The sequence below is a fragment of the Mitsuaria sp. CC2 genome (assembly GCF_048957715.1).
GTDB lineage: Bacteria > Pseudomonadota > Gammaproteobacteria > Burkholderiales > Burkholderiaceae_C > Roseateles.
In genome coordinates, this window is record NZ_JARVXN010000004.1 from 13,371 (window position 1) to 31,759 (window position 18,389).

The window sequence follows — 18,389 nt, forward strand, 5'->3', positions numbered from 1 at the left end:
CGGGGGAGGCGAGGAGAGAATCAGCGCATGCCTTCGCTGCTGCCGCCATCGCTTGTCGCCGTCATTCCACGCTGTCTGCAACTCGCGAGCCAGCCGGTGCCGGACGGACTCATTCCGCTGAGATTGGGTGACATCACGATCGGTCGCGTGCATCCGATGCGGCAGGTCTTGCTAGGCGAACTCTGGCCTGAACTTGAGCGTCGTGATGCCGCGTTGTTCTGGAACGCGGAGGCGCTCGACGTCGAGGCCCGTTCCCAGCGCATCGGCGAGATTGCACTCGCGCTGAAGGAGCGCGGCGCCATCACCGGCTGGCGCGGCGAGCGCTACGCCTGCGAGCGCCCCGTCGAGGATCCCTGCGTCGAGCGCGGCGAGGTGCTGTTCCGCCTGGAGCGCGCCGCCTTCCGCTTCTTCGGGCTCATGAGCCGCGCGGTGCACATCAACGGTTTCCTGCCGGGCGCGCGGCTCGTGTGCGGTCGGCGCGCGCTGTCGAAGGCGACCGACCCGGGCAAGCTCGACAACCTCGCGGCCGGCGGTCTGACCGCGGATGAAGACCTGGTCGACTGCGCGCGCCGCGAGCTGCTCGAGGAGGCGGGCGCGCCGATGGCCATCAGCGCCGCGGTGCAGGCGCGCGGCGCGCTGCGCAGCACGCGCATGGAGGTCGAGGGACTGCACGACGAGGTCCTGCACGTGTTCAGCCTTCAACTGCCCGCCGGCTTCTCGCCGCGCAACGGCGACGGTGAGGTCAGCGAGTTCCTGACGCTGGATCTGGAGACCCTCGCGCAACGGCTAGCCGCCGGCGAGTTCAGCCACGACGCCGCCGCGGTGAGCGCCTTCGGGCTCCGGCATTCGCACGCGCTGGCGGACCTGCGCGCCTGATCGACCGCCGGGACCGGACGGCTCGGTCGAGGGTCGTCACAATCGCTCGCATGGAACAAGTCGATGCGGTGGTGATCGGGGCCGGCGTCGTCGGCCTCGCGGTCGGCCGGGCGCTGGCGATGCGCGGTCTGGAAACGCTGGTGCTCGAACGCGAGTTCGCCATCGGCACCGGCGTGAGTTCGCGCAACAGCGAGGTCATCCATGCCGGGCTCTATTACCCGGCGGGGTCGCTGAAGGCGCGCCTGTGCGTGCGCGGCAAACAGCTGCTCTACGCGCACTGCGAATCGCATGGCGTGCCGCATCGCCGTTGTGGAAAGCTCGTTGTCGCGACGTCGGCGGACCAATTGCCGGGCCTGCGCGCGCTGCAGGCAAAGGCCGCCGTCAATGGCGTCGACGATCTGCGCTGGCTCACGCGCGAGGAGGCCCTCGCGCTTGAACCCGAATTGCAATGCGAGGCCGCGCTGCTCTCGCCGTCGACCGGCATCGTCGACAGCCACGGGCTGATGCTCTCGCTGCAGGGCGATCTGGAGCGCCACGGCGGCGCGGTCGCCTTCGGGTCTGCAGTGACCGCAGTGCGTCGCGACGGCGAGTCGCACGTCGTCCATACCGCCGACATGACGCTCAGCGCCCGCATCGTCGTCAACGCGACCGGGCTTCACGCGCCGCTGCTCGCCGCCGCGATCGACGGCCTGCCCAGGCCGCCCACCGCGCGCTTCAGCAAGGGCTGCTACTTCGCGCTGCAGGGGCGGGCGCCGTTCTCGCGGCTCGTGTATCCGATGCCGCAGGACGCCTGGTTGGGCGTGCACCTGACCTTGGACCTCGGCGGCCAGGCCCGCTTCGGTCCGGATGCGCAGTGGCTGGACGTCGAGCGCCCCGAGGACATCGACTACGCCGTCGATCCTGCGCGCGCCGACGTTTTCTACGACGACGTGCGCCGCTACTGGCCGGCGTTGCCGGCCGGCGCGCTGCAGCCTGCGTACAGCGGCGTGAGGCCGAAGATCCACGCACAGCACGAGCCCGCGCCGGACTTCCGCATCGATGGCCCTGCCGAGCATGGCGTGCCGGGACTCGTGAACCTGATGGGCATGGAGTCGCCCGGCCTCACGAGTGCGCTGGCGATTGCCGAGGAGGTCATCGCACGCTGCGGTCTCGAGTGAGTTCGCGGTCGTTCAGGGACGGCAGTGCGTGAGGTTTCGGCGCTTGCCGCCGGGGCTCATGCACTGGCGGCCAAGCGCTGGGAGTCTGCAGGTGGAACAGGCCCCGGCTCAATCCGCCGGCACGCGCAGCGCGCGGTCCCGCTCTTTCGCGATGCGTGCGGCGAAGTCCGCCGCCGAGCCGCCTGTCGGCAGGTTGCTGACGTCGAGGATCTTGGAGCGGATCTCGGGCAGCCGCAGCGCTTCGTTGATGACGCCGTTGATCAGGCGCAACCGGTCTTCGGGCACGCCGCGCGGCGCGAAGAGACCGAAGGTGGAGACCAGGTTCGCGTCGGGAAATCCGAGTTCGGCCAGGGTCGGTACGTCGGGCAGCACCGGCAGCCGCACCGGCGAACCGATCGCCAGTGCTTTCAACCTGCCTTGTCGCACGAACTGCAACTGCTGGGACGCGACGTTCGAGGACAGCAGCTCGAACTGTCCGCCGATCGCGTCGGTCAACTGCTGGCCGCCGCCCTTGTAGGGCACGTGGATGATGTCGACGCGCGCGGCGGCGCGCACCTGCGCCAGCACCATGTGGCCGACCGTCGCGTTGCCCGACGTTGCCCAGCGCAGGCGGCCCGGCGCGCGACGTGCGGCGGCGATCATCGCGGCGAAGTCGTTCGGCTTGAACGACGGGTGCGCGAGCACGAGGACCGGCGTGTCCATGATGCTGACGACCGGTGCCACCTCGGGTGTCGGCACGGTGGTCGAGGCCGGCACGAACACCAGCGGCGAGATCGCGCAGTAGGCCAGCGTGTGGCCGTCGGGCGCGGCGCGCGCGAGCGATTCCAGCGCGGTCAGCCCGCCCGCGCCGGCCCGGTTCTCGACGACCACCGGCACCTTGAGCCGCGTGCCCATGTGCTGCGCGAGCGCGCGTGCGGTCTCATCGCTGACGCCGCCCGGCGGATAGGCGACGAGGAGGTGGATGGTCCGCGTGGGCCAGGCGTCGCTGACGACGGGCGGGTTGCCCGTCTGCGCCTGCGCCTGCGCCAGCGTCGCAACACCTGGCACCGCGACACCTGCGGCGGCATGAAGCAACGTGCGCCTACGCACCGCGGTGCTCCATCGCGATCCGGCGCGCCAGGGCGAGGAAGGTCGCGGTGGGGCCCTCCTGGTCATGCGAGCGATACGCGATCGTCAACGGTGCCTCCAGCCGCGCATGCTTCTCCAATGGCCGGAACACGATCGAATGCGCATGCACCCCGCGCATCGACGCCGGCACCACCGTGATGCCCGCGCCGGCCGCCACCAGGTTCAGGTTCATCATCATCCGGTCGACCTCGACGAAGCTGCGCGGCTTGACGCCGTCGCGATCGCACAGCGCCAGCAGGTTGGCGTACAGGCCGGGCGCGCCGGGGCGGCGGACGAGGATCAGGTCCTCGTCCTCGAGTTCCCCCAGCGGCACCGGCGTCGACGCCGCGCGCGGCACCGTCGCGAGCCGGTGGTCCAGCGGCAGCGCCAGCAGCGCCGGTTCGGTCAGCAGCGTCTCGAAGCTGACGCCTTCGGGTTGCGCCACCGGCACGCGCAGAAAGGCGCAGTGCAGCCGCGATTTGACGATCGACTCGATCAGCCCCGCGGCGTGGTTCTCGGTCATGGTCAACGCGATGCCCGGATGCTCGCCGCGACATTCGCGCAGCACCGCCGGCGTGAACGCGTGCGCCGCCGCCGAACTCGTGAACCCGATCGCCAGCAGCCCGTGCTGGCCGCCGGCCAGGCGGTCCATGCGGTCGCGCATGTCGTTGTAATCGCGCAGCAGCCGCTTCGCCTCGTCCAGGAACTGCCGGCCGCCGTCGGTCAGGCTCACGCCCTTCGGATGGCGGTGCAGCAGGGCGATGCCCAGCTCCTGCTCCAGCGTCTTGATCTGCTGGCTCAAGGGCGGCTGTTGCATGCCCAGCAACGCCGCGGCGCGCGTCATGTGGCCGGTCTCCGCGACCGTCACGAAATAGCGCAGATGTCGGAGGTCCATGTCTGCGTTGTCTCCAGGTCCTCGGGCTCGACGCGGCTTTCCTTTGCGGAAGCTACGTACGTCCCATATTCAAAACGTCTCGGACTCAGCGGATCAGTGTATTTGACGCTATGGAGGGCGGTCACTAAGGTCCGGCCCGGATACCTACAACAACCGACGGAGACAACGTTGATGAAGACGACACGACATTCGAGGGGCGTGCGCAACGCCTGGAACGCGCGCACGGCATTGGTTCTCGCCGCCGCTGCGGCATCGGCCGGCGCGGCGCACGCGCAGAGCGGCAGCAGCGTGCAGGTGTTCGGCCTGCTCGACATCGGCGTGCAGGCGCTGAAGGCCAGCGGCAGCGACACGCGCTACTTCGTGAACAGCGACGGCAACACCTCCAGCCGCTTCGGCGTGCGCGGGACCGAGGACCTGGGCGGCGGGCTCAAGGTCGGCTTCTGGCTGGAGTCGGCGGTCGCCGTCGACGACGGCACCAGCGGCGCGACCAGCACCAACAACAAGGACTCGGTGAGCGGCGGCCTGACCTGGGGCCGGCGCGCGACGGTGCAGATCTCGTCGGCCGACTGGGGCGAACTGCGCCTGGGTCGCGACTACGTGCCGTCCTTCGGCAACCTGACCACGTCCATGCATCCGTTCGGGACCAATGGCGTGGGCAGCTCGGGTCTGCTGTTCTACCCGGTGCCGGCCGGCGGCACGACCGCGCGCACCGGCGTGCGGGCGTCCAACGCCATCGGCTACTTCACGCCCTCGGGCCTCAACGGCTTCTACGGCCACGCCATGCTGGCGCTGGGCGAGCAGGGCGCGGGACCGACGCGCAAGGACGGCCAACTCACCGGCGTGCGCATCGGCTGGCGCAACGAGGTCTTCAACACCTCGGCGGCCATCTCCAAGACCCGCTACGCCACCGGCGACTACACGCAGAGCAACGTCGGCGTGGCCTACACCTGGGGCCCGGCCAAGCTGATGGCGCTGTGGGGCCGCAACGAGATCGGCATCAGCAGCACCACCGCCACCATGCTGGGCACGCAGTGGCAGGTCTGGCCGCAGGGCGAGATCCGTTTCGCCTACACCTGGCTGAAGGCCAAGAACGTCGCCAGCGACGCCAACCAGATCGCGATCGGCTACGTGCACGACCTGTCCAAGCGGACGGCGCTCTACACCAACCTGTCGAAGATCGACAACAAGGGCCGCGGCGTGCGCTTCAACGTGGGGCTCGCGACGACGCAGCCCGGCGGCGACAGCGGCGGCTTCGAGGCCGGCGTGCGCCACAACTTCTGACCTCGGCTTCAATCAGCAGCAACGAAGGAGCACGACCATGTCGATCACCATGCTCTCCCGACCCCGGAGCCGGACCCGCGCGGTCGTGCTCGCCTTCACCGCCCTGGCGGGCCATGCGGCGTTCGGGGCGTTCGGGGCGTTCGCGCCGACGCCCGCCCACGCCGAAGCGACGAAGATCCTCTTCGTCGGCAACAGCTACACCTTTGGACGCGTCGATCCGGTGATGAGCTACAACGCCGCCAACGTCCACGACCTCACGGCGGGGATGTATGCGAGCAACCCCGGCGGCGCCAACAGCTTCGAGCCTCATCCCTGGGGCGGCGTCGCCGGCATCTTCAAGCAGTTCACCGTGCAGGTCGGGCTGGACTACGAGGTCTCGATCTCGGCGCGCAACGCGGCCTCGCTGCGCGGGCAGTTCCTCAACACCAACAACGCCGGCTGGGACCTGCGCGGCAACATCGGCTCGCAGGCCTGGGACAAGGTGGTGCTGCAGGAGCAGAGCGACGAGCCGCTGACCAAACAGCCCGGGCTGGCGTCCAACCCGGCCTACTTCAACACCTACACCAACCTGGTCGAGAACTGGATCCACCAGGGCAACGCGCTGAGCTACCGCGAGCGCGACCTGATCGGCGGCACGAACGCGAAGTGCGCGGAGATCACCGGCGCGTCCACCGGCACCTGCTCGCTGCTGCGCCACGTGCCTGCGAACGTCAACGCCAATGCGGACGCCGATGTCTACCTCTACCAGACCTGGGCGAGGCCCAACCTGGTCAACGCGCCCAGCACGACGGTCACCGACGAGAACACCGGCGCGGTGACGCCGACGGGGCAGCCGGCGACTTCGTTCTATCCGACGCTGCAGGCGATGACCGACGATCTGAAGCAGGCCTACGCCGGCGCGGCCCTGATGGCGGGTGCGGACGGCTCGGGCGGCATCGCCGGCATCGCGCCGGTGGGCGAGGCCTTCATGCGCGCGATCGCTTCGGGCGTGGCGACGCCCGACATGTACGCGGCGACGGCGGCGACCGACGGGCTGCTCGACCTGTGGTTCGACGATGGCACCCATGCGAGCAAGTACGGCTCGTACCTGAGCGCGCTGACGCTGTTCGGCACGATCACCGGCCTGGACCCGGCCGTGCTGGGCCTGAACGAGATTGCCGCCCGCGACCTCGGCATCAGCGCGGCGCAGGCGCTGCTGCTGCAACGCGTGGCGAGCGACCAGCTCGGCTTCGCCGCGGCGGTGCCCGAGCCGGCCTCGATCGCGCTGGCGGGCCTGGGTTTGGGCTTGCTGGGAGTCCTGCGCCGCCGTCGCGGTCCGCCGCGGGGCAAGACGATGCTTGAAGGGAGACAAGGATGAAGATGAAGGCAATGATGACGCCTGCGGGCATCGCCGTAGCCATGGGCATCGGTGCACTGAGCCTCACGGCTTGCGCGCCGGTGGCCGTGGCGAAGAAGCCGAGCAGCACGATGGTCGACATCGCGGCCGAGACCGCGCCGGCGCCGACCGCGTGTCCGGCCGGCGTGGGCGAGGGCGCCAGCTGCCTGTCGGGCCAGGACAGCGCCGGCGCGCTCTACGTGATCGTGATGCCGAAACAGTGGAACGGCGACCTCGTGCTGCACGCGCACGGCGGTCCCTTCCTCGGCGCGCCGACCGTCAAGCGCGTGACGGAGGACGTCGAGCGCTGGACCATCATGCCGCGCCTGGGCTACGCCTTCGCGTCGTCGAGCTACCGCCAGGGCGGCGTCGCGGTCACCGCCGCGGCCGAGGACAACGAGCGCCTGCGGCGCCTGTTCATCGCCAAGGTCGCGAAGCCGAAACACGTCTACCTGCACGGCCAGTCCTGGGGCGCGAGCGTTGCGGCCAAGGGCGCGGAGCTGTTCGCCGACGGCAAGCCCTACGACGCGGTGCTGCTGACCTCGGGCGTGCTGGGCGGCGGGACGCGGAGCTACGACTTCCGGCTGGACCTGCGCGTCGTCTACCAATACCTCTGCCGCAACCACCCGCTGCCGAGCGAGCCGCAATACCCGCTCAACATCGGGCTGCCGGCAGACTCGCCGATGAAACAGGCCGACCTGGCGAAGCGCGTCGACGACTGTCTGGCCCTGAACAAACCGGCGGCGGAACGGTCGGCGGAACAGGCCGCGAAGATCAAGACCATCGTCGACGTGATCCACATCCCGGAGCGCAGCATCCAGGCGCATCTGAACTGGGCGACCTGGCACTTCCAGGACATCGTGCAGAAGCGCACCGGCGGCGCGAGCCCGTTCGGCAACGTCGGCGCGGTGTATGCCGGCTCCAGCGACGACGCGGCGCTGAACGCCGGCGTGCTGCGCTACAAGGCGGATCCGAAGGCGGTGGCGACCTTGTCCGCCGATGCGGACCTGGGCGGGAAGATTCCCGTGCCGGTGCTGACGGTGCACGCGATCCACGACCCGACGGCGATGGTCGAGCTGCAGGAGCGCTTCGGCCGCACGATGGCCGCGGCTGGCCGGGGTGATGCGTTGGTCCAGACCTTCACCGGCGACAAGGACCACAGCTATCTCAGCGACCCGACCTACGCGGCACTGATGGACGCGCTGACGACCTGGACCGCGCAAGGGAAGAAGCCCACGCCCGAGTCCATCGCCGCCGGCTGTGAGAAGGCGAAGGCGACGCTGGGTCAGACCTGCCGTTTCGAGCCGAAGTATCAGGTGAAGGCGATCGAGACGCGGGTGCCCAAGCGCGATCGACCCTGACGTCCCGAGCCCGATGAGGGCAACAACGACGAAGGGCGCCGCGGCGCCCTTCGTTCCGTTCAGACCTGACGCTGCTCAGCGCAGTTGCAGGTCGTCGTCCCCGAAGCGGATGTCCAGGGGCTCGATCAGCAGCTGCTTCTCGCCGTCCTCGACGCGGCCCGCGTCCCAGGCCTCGATGCCGCAGGACTTGGCGATCTCCACGACCTTCGCGGCCTGGTCCGCCTTCACGAAGATCGCGAACCCGGCGCCCATGTTCAGCGTCGAATAGGCCTCGCGGTCGTCCTGCTGCGCGTGGTCCTGGATGAACTTCAGCACCGGCGTCACCGGCGGCACCGTGTGGATGCGGTACGTGAACCTGGCTGGGTGACGCAGCAGCTTGCGCCAGCCGTGGCCCGTGATGTTGGCGCAGTAGTGCGGCGTGATGCCGGCCTTGTACAGCGCCTCGGTCACCGGCGAGTACAGGGCGGTCGGCGCCAGCAGCGCGTCGCCGTAGGTCAGACCCGGTTGGACTTCGGTCAGGTAACCCTGGGGCAGGCGCTCGGTCAGCTTGCGCGCCAGGCTCAGGCCGTTGGCGTGGATGCCCGACGAGGCCAGCAGCACGATCGCGTCGCCGGCGCCCAGCTTGTCGCCGACCGACAGGCGTTCCTTCGGATTGATCAGGCCGGTGCAGGACGCGGCCAGGTCGATGCGGCCGCCTTCGACGATGCCGGCCAGCGCCGGCGTCTCGCCGCCGCCCCAGGCGACCTGGCAGACGTCGCAGGCCTTCTTCCAGCCCGCCACCAGCGCCTGCGCGCGCTGCGCGTCGCCGAACCAGTCCGATCCGCCCGCGGCCCAGTAGGCCTGCACCACCAGCGGCGTCGCGCCGACGGTGATGAGGTCGTTCACCGCCATCGCGATCGTGTCCTGCGCGATGCCGTCGTAGTAGCTCTTGCCGGTCAGCGTGGCCATCTCGTCGGCCACCAGCGTCTTCGTGCCCAGGCACTCGACGATCGACGCGATGTAGAACGGACCCACGTCGACGACGTACGCCGATTCGCCGCGCGATGCCTTCACCTCGGTGAAGCCGTGGGCGCTCATGTGCACGGCGGTCGCGGCCGCGGCGCGCTGGGCGCTGATCTTCAGCGGGTCGATCAGGTCGTAGTTGACGCCGGCCTGTTCGTAGCTCAGCGTGCCGGAGGAGGGGTCGTGCGGGGTGCTCATGGGCGCGGATTATCGCCTCTCCTGACAAACCCGGACGCCGTCCGCCCGTCACGGGTCCGGGAGCGCGGAGCCGCCCCCGTAGAATGCCCCGCCATGAGTTACCAGGTCCTCGCACGCAAGTACCGCTCCCGCACGTTCGAGGAGCTGATGGGTCAGGAACACGTCGTCCAGGCCCTGGCCAACGCGCTGACGCAGCAGCGCCTGCACCACGCCTACCTGTTCACCGGCACGCGGGGCGTGGGCAAGACCTCGGTGTCGCGCATCCTGGCCAAGTCGCTGAACTGCGTCGGACCGGACGGCACCGGCGGCATCACCGCCCAGCCCTGCAACGTCTGCGACGCCTGCCGCGACATCGACGCCGGCCGCTTCGTCGATTACGTCGAGCTGGACGCCGCGTCCAACCGCGGCGTGGAAGAGATTTCCCAGCTGCTGGACCAGGCCGTCTACAAGCCGGTCATCGGGCGCTTCAAGGTCTACATGATCGACGAAGTGCACATGCTCTCGAACACCGCCTTCAACGCGATGCTGAAGACGCTGGAGGAGCCGCCCGAATACCTGAAGTTCGTGCTGGCGACCACCGATCCGCAGAAGGTGCCGGTGACGGTGCTGTCGCGCTGCCTGCAGTTCAATCTGCGGCCGATGTCGCCGCAGACGGTGCTGGAGCACCTGACGCGCGTGCTCTCCAACGAAAGCGTCCCGAACGAGCCCGGCGCGCTGCGCCTGCTGGCGCGCGCGGCGCGGGGCTCGATGCGCGACGCGCTGTCGCTGACCGACCAGGCGATCGCCTTCGGCTCCGGCCAGCTCCAGGAAGCCGGCGTGCGGCAGATGCTGGGCAGCGTCGACCGCGGCCATGTGCTGGGCATCCTGAACGCGCTGATCGCGGGCGACGGCGCCGCGCTGGTCGGCGCGTCGGACCGCTTGCGCGACATGGGGCTGTCGGCGGGCGGCACGCTCGAAGACCTGGCGGTCGCGCTGCAGCAGCTGGCCGTCGCGCAGGCCGCACCGGGCGCGCTCGATGCCGGCGATCCCGACCTCGCCGAGTTGCTGCCGCTGGCTGGTCAGTTGCCCGCGGACGAGGTCCAGCTGATGTACAGCATGGCGCTGCATGGGCGTCAGGAACTGCCGCTGGCGCCGGACGAGTACGCCGGGCTGACGATGGTGCTGCTGCGCATGATGGCGTTCCGGCCGAACGGGCAGGGCGCGCGTCAGCCGTCGGTGCCTGAAGGCGCGGCGCGGACCGCGCCGACGCCCGCCGTGAGTGCCGCGACCGCCGCCGGCGCCGCGCCGGTCGCGCGTCCGCAGTCCGCGCCGCAAGCCGCTGCGCCGCAAGCCGCTGCGTCACAAGCCGCTGCGCCAGAAGCCTCTGCGCCACAAGCCGCAGCGCCGGCGGTGGCCGAGCCCGTGCCGGCACCGGCGCCTGCCGTCCCGCGTGTGGCCGAGGCGGCCCCGCCTGAACCCGAACCTGAGCCTGCGGAAGCGCCCGCAGCGGCGCCGGTGGTCGCAGCGCCCGCGCCTGTCGTGGCTCCTGAACCTGCGCCCGTGCCGCCGGCGCAGGCTCCGCGTCCGTCCTCCGGCCCCTTGCGAGCGGCCCAGGCGGGCGCGCCGGCGACTCGTTTCAGCGAACGACTGCGCCCGCGTGGTGCGCCGCCGTCGGACGCGAAAGCCGATGCCGAGAACGACGAGCCGGAAGACCTGTCCCCGCCGCACGACGACGACGGCCCACCGCCCTGGATGGATGTGCCGCCGCCCTCTGACGAGGATGCTTCCGTGGGCATGTCCATGCCGGACATGGACGATCCGATGCCATCGTCCGCCGACTCGGGCGGCGGCGGTGGGAACGGCGGCGGGATCTACGTCTCGACCGCCATCGAGGAGGTCGAGCTCGTGCCCACGCTGCTGGGCGAGCGCTGGCATGCCGTCGTGCCGCAACTGGGCCTGAACGCGCTGTCGCGCGAGCTGGCGCTGCAGGCGGAATGCATCGGGATCGACGAGTCCGCGGATCCGCAGCTCTGGCGCTTCCGCGTCGAGCGCGAATCCCTGCGCCAGCCCGGCCTGCTGGAGAAGCTCCAGTCGGCCCTCGCGGCATTCGCCGGCAACCCGGTGCGGGTCGACGTGGAGGTCGGCCGAGCCTCCGATTCGCCGGCGCTGCGCGACACGCAGGCGACGCGCGCCCGTCAGCGGCAGGCCGAGTCCATCATCCTGGAGGATCCGGAAGTCCGGCAACTGCTCGCGCAGTTCAAGACGGCGCGGATCCTGCCGGGCTCGATCAAGCCGATCTGAGGATCCGCTCCAGCCGTTCTTCTGCCGTCCTCCGGCGCCAGCGCAGGCGCGCGCCGTGGGCGACAATCCCGCCCATCGCATCGACCTCCGGGTCATCTCCGGGTCGGCCTCGCGCCGGCCCATCGAATCTCTGAACAAGGAATCACGATCATGATGAAGGGTCAACTCGCAGGCCTGATGAAGCAGGCGCAGGCGATGCAGGACAACCTGAAGAAGGCGCAGGACGAGCTCGCCAACATCGAGGTCGAAGGCCAGTCCGGCGCCGGCCTGGTGAAGGTCACGATGACCTGCAAGCATGACGTCAAGCGCGTCGCCATCGATCCCAGCCTGCTGGCCGATGACAAGGACATGCTGGAGGACCTGGTCGCCGCCGCGTTCAACGACGCCGTGCGCCGCGCCGAGGAAGTCAGCTCGGAGAAGATGGGCAAGCTGACCGCCGGCATGCCCATGCCTCCCGGCATGAAGTTCCCGTTCTGATCCCCGTTCTGATCGGACCGCGGTGACCGCGCTCGAGCAATTGATCGAGGCCCTGCGGCGCCTGCCCGGCGTGGGCCAGAAGTCGGCCCAGCGCATGGCCTACCACCTGCTGCAGCACGACCGTGCCGGCGCCGACGCGTTGGCCCGTGCGCTGCAGTCGGCGGCCAGCAACGTGCGCCATTGCGAGCGTTGCCACACCTTCAGCGAAGCGCCGCTGTGCCCGATCTGCTCGGACCGCCACCGCGACGCGCGCCTGCTGTGCGTCGTCGAGTCGCCGGCCGACCAGGCCGCGATGGAACGCACGGCGTCCTACTTCGGCTACTACTTCGTGCTGCAGGGCCGCATCAGCCCGCTGGACGGCGTGTCGACGCGCGAGATCGGCGTGGACCAGCTGCTGGCGCGGGCGGCGGACGGCCAGGTGGAGGAGGTGATCCTCGCCACCAGCTTCACCGCCGAAGGCGAGGCGACCGCGCATGTGCTGGCCGAGGCGCTGCGCGCGCGCGGCCTGCGCAGCACGCGCCTGGCGCGCGGGGTGCCGGTGGGCAGCGAATTGGAGTACGTCGACCTGGGCACCATCGCGCACGCGCTGGTGGACCGGAGGTCGACCTGATCAGCGGCCGCCTGCGGGCGGCCGTTCCGCCATCCTCGACGACGCGCGGGAGCGCCCGGGAGAGTCCATGACCATCGCCAATTACTGCCTGATCGCCGTCTGCCTGATGCCGCTGCTGTGCGCGTGGATCGCCAAGTCGCGCGGCATGGGGAAGCGCCGTCGCGACGGGGGCTTCGACAACCATGATCCGCGCGGCTGGCTGAGCCGGCAGACCGGCTGGCAGGCGCGCGCCCACGCGGCGCAGCAGAACAGCTTCGAAGCGCTGCCGCTGTTCATCGCCGGCGTGCTGGCGGCGCAGCAGATGCAGCATGCGCAGGCGCGCATCGATCTGCTGGCGGTTGCCTTCGTCGTCACGCGCGTCGTCTACGTCGCGCTCTACATCGCCGATTGGCCGAACCTGCGCAGCCTCGCCTGGGCCGTGGTGGCGGGACTGTCGATCGCGCTGTTCTTCGGCTGAAGCAGTCTCGTACTTCCACCGTCGCTGGCCCTCCGATCAGCGCAGGGCCGTCTTCGTCGCCACCGTGCGGGCGCCTTTGCCCTCGCTGGCGGCGACCTTGGCGCTGCGTGTCTTCGCGCCGCCCTTGGCGGGCTTGTTCGCCGCGCTGGACGCGACCTTGGTGACCTTACCCGACGTCGCCGACTTCGCCGACTTCGTGCTCCTGGAGGAGGACTTCGACGTCGCCGACGACGGTTCCACCGCGGCCAGCTGCTGGCCTTCGCGCACATACGCGACCACCTGCTGCCCCGGCTTGAAGGTCGCCTTGGTGCTCACGCGGTTCCACTGCGCCAGCTGCGTCGTCCCGAGCCGATAGCGACGCGCGACGCTGGCCACCGTGTCGCCCTTGTTGGCCTTGAGCGTGACGCGGCGCATCGGCGGCACGTCCGGCGCGAAGCCGATGCTGGCGTTGTCCGCCAGATGCTCCGACACGTCGCGATCGCGTTCCGCCGTGCGCGGCACCAGCAGCGTCGAGCCCTTGGTCACGAGCATCCGGGCCGGGATGCGGTTGATCTCGCGCAGGCCGGTCTCGTTCATGCCGACCTGCCTGGCGGCGTCGGCGGGTTTCATCGTGCGGGGCACCACCCACGCCGTCCACGACGCCAACGGTCCGCGGTACTTCTCGAGGTTGGCGACGAAGGTGCTGGCGTTGTCGTAGGGCAGCAGCAGCTGGCCGCTGCTGGCCGCCAGGATGACCGGCTTGTTCATCGACGGGTTGAACTGGCGGAAGGTCTCCTCGTCCAGCTCGGCCAGTTGCGCGGCGCGCGCGACGTCCATGTCGCGGTCGATGTTGACCGAGAGGAAGTAGGGATGGTTCGCCACCGCCGGCAGCTCGATGCCGAAGGCCTCGGGGCGCATCAGGATGTTCTTCACCGCCTGCAGCTTGGGCAGGTAGTAGCGCGTCTCGTCGGGCATGCGCAGGCTGTCGTAGTCGATCGGCAGGCCGGCCTTCTGGTTGCGCGCGACCGCCTTGCTGACGTTGCCCTGGCCCCAGTTGTAGGCGGCCAGCGCCAGTTGCCAGTCGCCGTCGAACATCTTGTTCAGGCGCTGCAGGTAGTCCAGCGCCGCCTTGGTCGAGGCCAGCACATCGCGGCGGTCGTCGCGGAAGATGTTCTGCTTGAGGTCGAAGTCGCGGCCGGTGGCGGGCATGAACTGCCACATGCCGACCGCCTTCGCGCTGGACTGCGCGTCGTTGCGGAACGCGCTCTCGACGAAGGGCAGCAGCGCCAGTTCCATCGGCATGCCGCGCTTCTGGACCTCCTCGACCACATGGTAGAGATAGAGGCTGCCGCGGCCGGTCATACGCGCCACGTAGTCGGGCCGGCTGCTGTACCAGCCCTCGGCCTTGCGGACCAGGTCGTTGTCGAGCTCGGGCATCGCCATGCCGGCGCGCATCCGCGTCCACAGGTCGACGTGCGTCTTCGGGGCGTCGAGGTCGACCTTCTCGCCGGGATTGAGGTTGTCCTCGAGCAGCACGTCGAGCTTCTCTTCCGGCGCCGTGGCGGCGCGCGCCACCGGCGTGGCCGGCGAGGGCACGGCGGAGGCGGCGGCCTCGACGGCCTGCACCGTCTGCTGCGCGACGGCCCGGGCTTCCTGGTTGTCGGCTTGCGGCTTGTTCGTCGCGCAGGCGGCCAGCACCAGCGGCAGCAGCGCGGCGATCAGGGTCAGGCGGGTCGGGTTCGGGTGTCGGTGCATCGGGATTCAGCGGAATTCGTTCTTCCATGAGCGCAGCGCGGCCAGGACAGAGACCGGCTGCGAGGTGACGCTCGGATCGCGGTGCTGGGCGGCGGCGCGGACGTCGGCGTGCTCGCAGCGCAGGAAGGGGTTGATCTGGAGCTCCACGGCGATGGTGGAGGGCAGGGTGGGCAGCGACGTCTCGCGCCGGGCCAGACACCAGGCCTCGTGGCGCGCGACCGCCTCGTTCCGGGGCTCGACTGTGCGAGCAAATCGCAGATTCGACAAGGTGTACTCGTGCGCACAGCAGACACGGGTTTCCCCGGGGAGCGCCGCCAGCTTGGACAGCGAGTCGAACATCTGCGCCGGGGTGCCCTCGAAGAGCCGGCCGCAGCCGGCCGAGAACAGCGTGTCGCCGCAGAACAGGATCGGTGTGCCGCCGTCGGTGGGATGCTTCAGCACGAAAGCGATGTGACCGGCGGTATGTCCGGGGACGTCCAGCACGTCGAAGGTCTGGCCCAGCACCTCGAAGCGGTCGCCTTCGCCCAGCGGCTCGACGTCCACCGGCATGACTTCGCCAGCGGGCCCCCAGACCTTGGCGCCAGGCGCCAGCAGAGGCAGCAATTCCCGCACCCCGCCGACATGATCGGCATGATGATGGGTCACTAGAATGCCTCGCAGGTCCAGCCCGAGCGAGCGCAGCGCGTCCTTCACCGGTGCGGCGTCGCCCGGATCGACCACGAGCGCCGACCGGCCGTCATGCAGCAGCCAGAGATAGTTGTCTGAGAAGGCGGGAACGGCGACCAGGTTCATGCAGGCAAGGGGATCAGGTCCCAGCGATGAAGACTCCGGGCCAGGACAACGACATCAGCGACGACAGCGACGAGAAGCCGCCGATTGTAGAGGCGCACGTCCGGCCGGACGCCGCCGCGGCGGCGTTCGCGCACTGGTTGCGCACGCCTGCGGGTCGCTACCTGCTCGCGTGGGAACAGCGCTTCATCGATGCCGCGGTGATCGACTGGTTCGGGTATCACGCGCTGCAGCTCGGCTTCCCGCAGCTGCACGGCCTGCGCACCAACCGCATGACCAACCGCTGGCTGGCGTTGAACCACCATCCCCTGGAGGATGGCGTCGCCGGCCCGCCGCGGCAGGGGATGGGCGCGCATCCGCTGGAATACCAGCCCGAGCCGCAGGCCGAACTGGCGCCAGGTTTGAACGGCGCGGGCCGCGCGGCGGTCTATTGCGAGTTCGATGCCTTGCCGTTTGAAGCCAACAGCCTGGACCTGGTGCTGCTGCCGCACACGCTGGAACAGGCCGCCGATCCGCACCGCTGCCTGCGCGAGGTCGAGCGGGTGCTGCGGCCCGAAGGGCGGGTCGTGATCCTCGGCATGAACCCGGCCAGCCTCTGGGCGGTGAGGCAGAATCTGGCCCGCGTCAATGGCCGCATGCTGGGCCGTCCGCCGCGGCTCTACCTGCCTGAGGAGCGCGAGTACCTGGGTTACTGGCGGCTGCGCGACTGGTTGCGGCTGTTGTCGTTCGAGGTCGAGCGCGCGCAGTTCGGCTGCTACCGGCCGCCGCTGCTGAGCGATGCCTGGCTGGCGCGCTGGCAGTGGATCGAGAAGCCGGGCGGCAAGTGGTGGACGGTGCTGGGCGCGCTGTACGGCGTCATCGCGGTCAAGCGCGTGCACGGCATGCGGCTGATCGGCATGGCGCGCGGCAGGAAGCGCGCCGCCAAGACTGCTCCGGCGGTGGCGGCGGTCCATCATCACCATCATCATCGCGACGACGTCGAGGTCGATTGATCCGACGTTCCCTGTTCCTTCCAGACTGCTCATGACCGATACCTCCGCTTCTCCTGCTCCCGCCGCGCCGAAGATCGCCAAGCCGCCCGTCGTCATCTACACCGACGGCGCCTGCAAGGGCAATCCGGGTCCGGGCGGCTGGGGGGCGTGGCTCAAGAGCGGCGACCACGAGAAGGAGCTGTTCGGCGGCGAGCGCAACACCACGAACAACCGCATGGAGCTGACGGCGGTGATAGAAGCGCTGACCTCGCTCAAGCGCAGCTGCAACATCGTGATCTACACCGACAGCGAATACGTGCGCAAGGGCATGACCGAATGGATCTCCGGCTGGCAGCGCCGCGGCTGGAAGACGGCAGACGGCAAGCCGGTGAAGAACGCCGACCTGTGGCAGCGCCTGGACGCGCTGCGCAAGCTGCACACGGTGGACTGGCGCTGGGTCAAGGGGCACGCCGGCGATCCGGGCAACGAGCGCGCGGATGCTCTGGCGAACAGGGGGGTGTCGGTGGCGAAGTGAGTGGGGGCTTGATGCCACCCCCTCCACTACACTTCTCCGCCTTCCTGACCCTTCGTGTTCCCTCGTCATGGACAACCAACCGCTGATCGACTGGCATTCGATGTTCATGGGCGTGGCCCTGCTGGCCAGCGCCCGTTCCAAGGACAGCCGCAAGCGCAACGGCGCCTGCATCGCGAGCCCGGACTACAAGATCGTCGGCGTGGGCTACAACGGCCTGCCGCGCGGCTGCGACGACCACGACCCCGCCTACTGGTCCGACGACGACGCTGATCCGGCCAACTCGCGCCACAGCTACATCGTCCATGCCGAGGTCAACGCGATCCTCAACTGCGTCGTGCTGCCGCTGACCGGCAGCACCATCTACACGACCCAATACCCGTGCCCGCGCTGCGTCCAGTCCATCATCCAGGTCGGCATCCAGCGCGTGGTCTATCTGGAGAAGAAGGACCACCAGATCGGCCTGAACACGGCCTCGGCCAAGATGCTGACCGACGCACGCGTCGACGTGCTCGCGCTCAACGAGCTCGACGTCCCGGCCGCCGTCTGGTGCACCGACCTGTCGGGCTTCATCGCCAAGCCGCGGCCTTGAGCCTGGCGAGCCTGGCGAGTCGGGCGAGTCCGACGGGCGGCAGGTGAGGGCGTCGGAACGCGTCGGCGGGTGATCCGTTGAACTGGGCTGGAAATGCCCCGCTTTTCCCGCTCAAGTTTCTGGCGGCTCGATTCATGATCCCTCCCACGCCGACATGAATCGTTCCGAGGCCGCCATGCACACCACCGCCATCCCGCCGCACCTGATGCCTGAAACCGCCCACGCGCCGTGGGGACTGGTGCCGGATCTGGGCTTGACGGTGGCCGGCTCGGCCGGCATGGACGAGCTGTACGCGCTGCAGGACCTGATGGCCGGACAAGGCCTGACCCTGCAACCGACCCGCATGCTGTACGACCGCCTCTACGCGCTGGAGCGCCTCAACACCGCGTACGCACGCGGCGACGCGCAACTGCAGGCGGCGGCGCAGGCGCTGTTCGACGCCTACCAGCGTCGCGGCGAATGGATCGGCCTGGTGCACTGAGCCGACGTCCCGTTTCTACAGCTCCCTTTCCAAATCGAAGGCGCCCGCGAGGCGCCTTTGTCGTTTTTGGCCGCTGGACGCCACCGCGCAGCCGCTGCTGGCGAAGATCGACAAGGTCAGCGCGAAGTGGAATGCGCTGGCGAAGCAGCTGAATGAGCCGGTGATGCGAAGGCTGCGGGCGGCGCGCAAGACCTGACTCTGCGCAGCGGGGCAC

The 18,389-nt window shown here is 69.6% G+C and carries 19 protein-coding genes; 13 read left to right on the forward strand and 6 right to left on the reverse strand.

The window, feature by feature from the left end; genetic code table 11:
• Positions 1-27: 27 nt before the first annotated feature.
• Both PV762_RS02400 and PV762_RS02405 read left to right on the forward strand, forming a co-directional pair.
• Positions 28-876 carry a DUF4743 domain-containing protein gene (locus PV762_RS02400; protein WP_421033425.1) on the forward strand — a complete coding sequence of 283 codons (849 nt, stop codon included), beginning with the start codon at positions 28-30 and terminating at the stop codon, positions 874-876.
• Between the two features lie 50 nt (positions 877-926).
• Positions 927-2,033 (forward strand): NAD(P)/FAD-dependent oxidoreductase, encoded by a 1,107-nt coding sequence (locus tag PV762_RS02405; protein ID WP_421033426.1) that lies wholly within the window; start codon positions 927-929, stop codon positions 2,031-2,033.
• Between the two features lie 108 nt (positions 2,034-2,141).
• Here PV762_RS02405 and PV762_RS02410 read toward each other — a convergent pair whose 3' ends face one another.
• Complete coding sequence (locus PV762_RS02410) at positions 2,142-3,122, reverse strand: Bug family tripartite tricarboxylate transporter substrate binding protein (RefSeq protein WP_421033427.1); 981 nt, start codon at positions 3,120-3,122, stop codon at positions 2,142-2,144.
• Positions 3,115-4,035, reverse strand: coding sequence for a LysR family transcriptional regulator (locus PV762_RS02415; protein ID WP_421033428.1), 921 nt, complete (start codon positions 4,033-4,035; stop codon positions 3,115-3,117). Before PV762_RS02415 ends, PV762_RS02410 begins: the two co-directional genes overlap by 8 nt.
• 171 nt (positions 4,036-4,206) lie before the next feature.
• Here PV762_RS02415 and PV762_RS02420 point away from each other — a divergent pair, with 171 nt between their 5' ends.
• From PV762_RS02420 to PV762_RS02430, 3 genes are read left to right on the forward strand one after another with little or no spacing between them, the layout of a single operon-like run.
• Complete coding sequence (locus tag PV762_RS02420) at positions 4,207-5,316, forward strand: porin (RefSeq protein WP_421033429.1); 1,110 nt, start codon at positions 4,207-4,209, stop codon at positions 5,314-5,316.
• Between the two features lie 37 nt (positions 5,317-5,353).
• Complete coding sequence (locus tag PV762_RS02425) at positions 5,354-6,673, forward strand: PEP-CTERM sorting domain-containing protein (protein WP_421033430.1); 1,320 nt, start codon at positions 5,354-5,356, stop codon at positions 6,671-6,673.
• The gene (locus PV762_RS02430) at positions 6,670-8,052 is read left to right on the forward strand and encodes a hypothetical protein (RefSeq protein ID WP_421033431.1); all 1,383 of its coding nucleotides are present in this window, start codon (positions 6,670-6,672) and stop codon (positions 8,050-8,052) included. The genes PV762_RS02425 and PV762_RS02430 overlap by 4 nt, the downstream gene beginning before the upstream one ends.
• 75 nt (positions 8,053-8,127) lie before the next feature.
• Here PV762_RS02430 and PV762_RS02435 read toward each other — a convergent pair whose 3' ends face one another.
• Entirely contained in the window at positions 8,128-9,252 is a 1,125-nt protein-coding gene (locus PV762_RS02435; protein WP_421033432.1) for an AIR synthase-related protein, read from the reverse strand.
• A 93-nt stretch (positions 9,253-9,345) separates the two neighbouring features.
• Between PV762_RS02435 and dnaX the strand changes: the two genes are divergently transcribed.
• From dnaX to PV762_RS02455, 4 genes are all read left to right on the forward strand, one after another.
• Entirely contained in the window at positions 9,346-11,532 is a 2,187-nt protein-coding gene (dnaX, locus tag PV762_RS02440; protein ID WP_421033433.1) for a DNA polymerase III subunit gamma/tau, read from the forward strand.
• A 150-nt stretch (positions 11,533-11,682) separates the two neighbouring features.
• Positions 11,683-12,009, forward strand: coding sequence for a YbaB/EbfC family nucleoid-associated protein (locus PV762_RS02445; protein WP_377153060.1), 327 nt, complete (start codon positions 11,683-11,685; stop codon positions 12,007-12,009).
• Between the two features lie 22 nt (positions 12,010-12,031).
• Entirely contained in the window at positions 12,032-12,619 is a 588-nt protein-coding gene (recR, locus tag PV762_RS02450; protein ID WP_421033434.1) for a recombination mediator RecR, read from the forward strand.
• Between the two features lie 67 nt (positions 12,620-12,686).
• Positions 12,687-13,076, forward strand: a complete 390-nt coding sequence (locus PV762_RS02455; protein ID WP_421033435.1) for an MAPEG family protein — start codon at positions 12,687-12,689, stop codon at positions 13,074-13,076.
• Between the two features lie 36 nt (positions 13,077-13,112).
• On the opposite strand, the gene PV762_RS02460 is transcribed toward PV762_RS02455, so the two are convergent.
• Complete coding sequence (locus PV762_RS02460) at positions 13,113-14,810, reverse strand: transglycosylase SLT domain-containing protein (protein ID WP_421033436.1); 1,698 nt, start codon at positions 14,808-14,810, stop codon at positions 13,113-13,115.
• A gap of 6 nt (positions 14,811-14,816) precedes the next feature.
• Entirely contained in the window at positions 14,817-15,602 is a 786-nt protein-coding gene (gloB, locus tag PV762_RS02465) for a hydroxyacylglutathione hydrolase (protein WP_421033437.1), read from the reverse strand.
• Between the two features lie 26 nt (positions 15,603-15,628).
• On the opposite strand from gloB, the gene PV762_RS02470 reads away from it, so the two are divergent.
• The 4 genes from PV762_RS02470 (at position 15,629) to PV762_RS02485 (ending at position 18,175) form a co-directional block, all read left to right on the forward strand.
• Positions 15,629-16,591, forward strand: coding sequence for a class I SAM-dependent methyltransferase (locus PV762_RS02470; protein ID WP_421033438.1), 963 nt, complete (start codon positions 15,629-15,631; stop codon positions 16,589-16,591).
• A 31-nt stretch (positions 16,592-16,622) separates the two neighbouring features.
• Positions 16,623-17,105: a ribonuclease HI gene (gene rnhA / locus PV762_RS02475; RefSeq protein WP_421033439.1), complete on the forward strand. Its 483-nt coding sequence runs from the start codon at positions 16,623-16,625 to the stop codon at positions 17,103-17,105.
• Positions 17,106-17,172: 67 nt separating this feature from the next.
• Positions 17,173-17,694 carry a deoxycytidylate deaminase gene (locus tag PV762_RS02480; protein ID WP_421033440.1) on the forward strand — a complete coding sequence of 174 codons (522 nt, stop codon included), beginning with the start codon at positions 17,173-17,175 and terminating at the stop codon, positions 17,692-17,694.
• 154 nt (positions 17,695-17,848) lie between these two features.
• A complete protein-coding gene (locus PV762_RS02485) occupies positions 17,849-18,175 on the forward strand; it encodes a hypothetical protein (protein WP_421033441.1) in 327 nt (108 codons plus the stop codon).
• Between the two features lie 15 nt (positions 18,176-18,190).
• Here PV762_RS02485 and PV762_RS02490 read toward each other — a convergent pair whose 3' ends face one another.
• A complete protein-coding gene (locus PV762_RS02490) occupies positions 18,191-18,364 on the reverse strand; it encodes a hypothetical protein (protein WP_421033442.1) in 174 nt (57 codons plus the stop codon).
• Positions 18,365-18,389 lie beyond the last annotated feature (25 nt).

Bases quoted from the DNA above. Each gene is read 5' to 3' on its own strand.
- PV762_RS02405 (WP_421033426.1), top strand. From the start codon at position 927: ATGGAACAAGTCGATGCGGTGGTGATCGGGGCCGGCGTCGTCGGCCTC.
- PV762_RS02425 (WP_421033430.1), top strand. From the start codon at position 5,354: ATGTCGATCACCATGCTCTCCCGACCCCGGAGCCGGACCCGCGCGGTC.
- PV762_RS02460 (WP_421033436.1), bottom strand. From the start codon at position 14,810: ATGCACCGACACCCGAACCCGACCCGCCTGACCCTGATCGCCGCGCTG.
- PV762_RS02430 (WP_421033431.1), top strand. From the start codon at position 6,670: ATGAAGATGAAGGCAATGATGACGCCTGCGGGCATCGCCGTAGCCATG.
- PV762_RS02485 (WP_421033441.1), top strand. From the start codon at position 17,849: ATGAATCGTTCCGAGGCCGCCATGCACACCACCGCCATCCCGCCGCAC.
- gloB (WP_421033437.1), bottom strand. From the start codon at position 15,602: ATGAACCTGGTCGCCGTTCCCGCCTTCTCAGACAACTATCTCTGGCTG.
- PV762_RS02470 (WP_421033438.1), top strand. From the start codon at position 15,629: ATGAAGACTCCGGGCCAGGACAACGACATCAGCGACGACAGCGACGAG.
- PV762_RS02445 (WP_377153060.1), top strand. From the start codon at position 11,683: ATGATGAAGGGTCAACTCGCAGGCCTGATGAAGCAGGCGCAGGCGATG.
- PV762_RS02400 (WP_421033425.1), top strand. From the start codon at position 28: ATGCCTTCGCTGCTGCCGCCATCGCTTGTCGCCGTCATTCCACGCTGT.
- PV762_RS02420 (WP_421033429.1), top strand. From the start codon at position 4,207: ATGAAGACGACACGACATTCGAGGGGCGTGCGCAACGCCTGGAACGCG.
- PV762_RS02455 (WP_421033435.1), top strand. From the start codon at position 12,687: ATGACCATCGCCAATTACTGCCTGATCGCCGTCTGCCTGATGCCGCTG.
- PV762_RS02480 (WP_421033440.1), top strand. From the start codon at position 17,173: ATGGACAACCAACCGCTGATCGACTGGCATTCGATGTTCATGGGCGTG.
- rnhA (WP_421033439.1), top strand. From the start codon at position 16,623: ATGACCGATACCTCCGCTTCTCCTGCTCCCGCCGCGCCGAAGATCGCC.
- dnaX (WP_421033433.1), top strand. From the start codon at position 9,346: ATGAGTTACCAGGTCCTCGCACGCAAGTACCGCTCCCGCACGTTCGAG.
- PV762_RS02415 (WP_421033428.1), bottom strand. From the start codon at position 4,035: ATGGACCTCCGACATCTGCGCTATTTCGTGACGGTCGCGGAGACCGGC.
- PV762_RS02435 (WP_421033432.1), bottom strand. From the start codon at position 9,252: ATGAGCACCCCGCACGACCCCTCCTCCGGCACGCTGAGCTACGAACAG.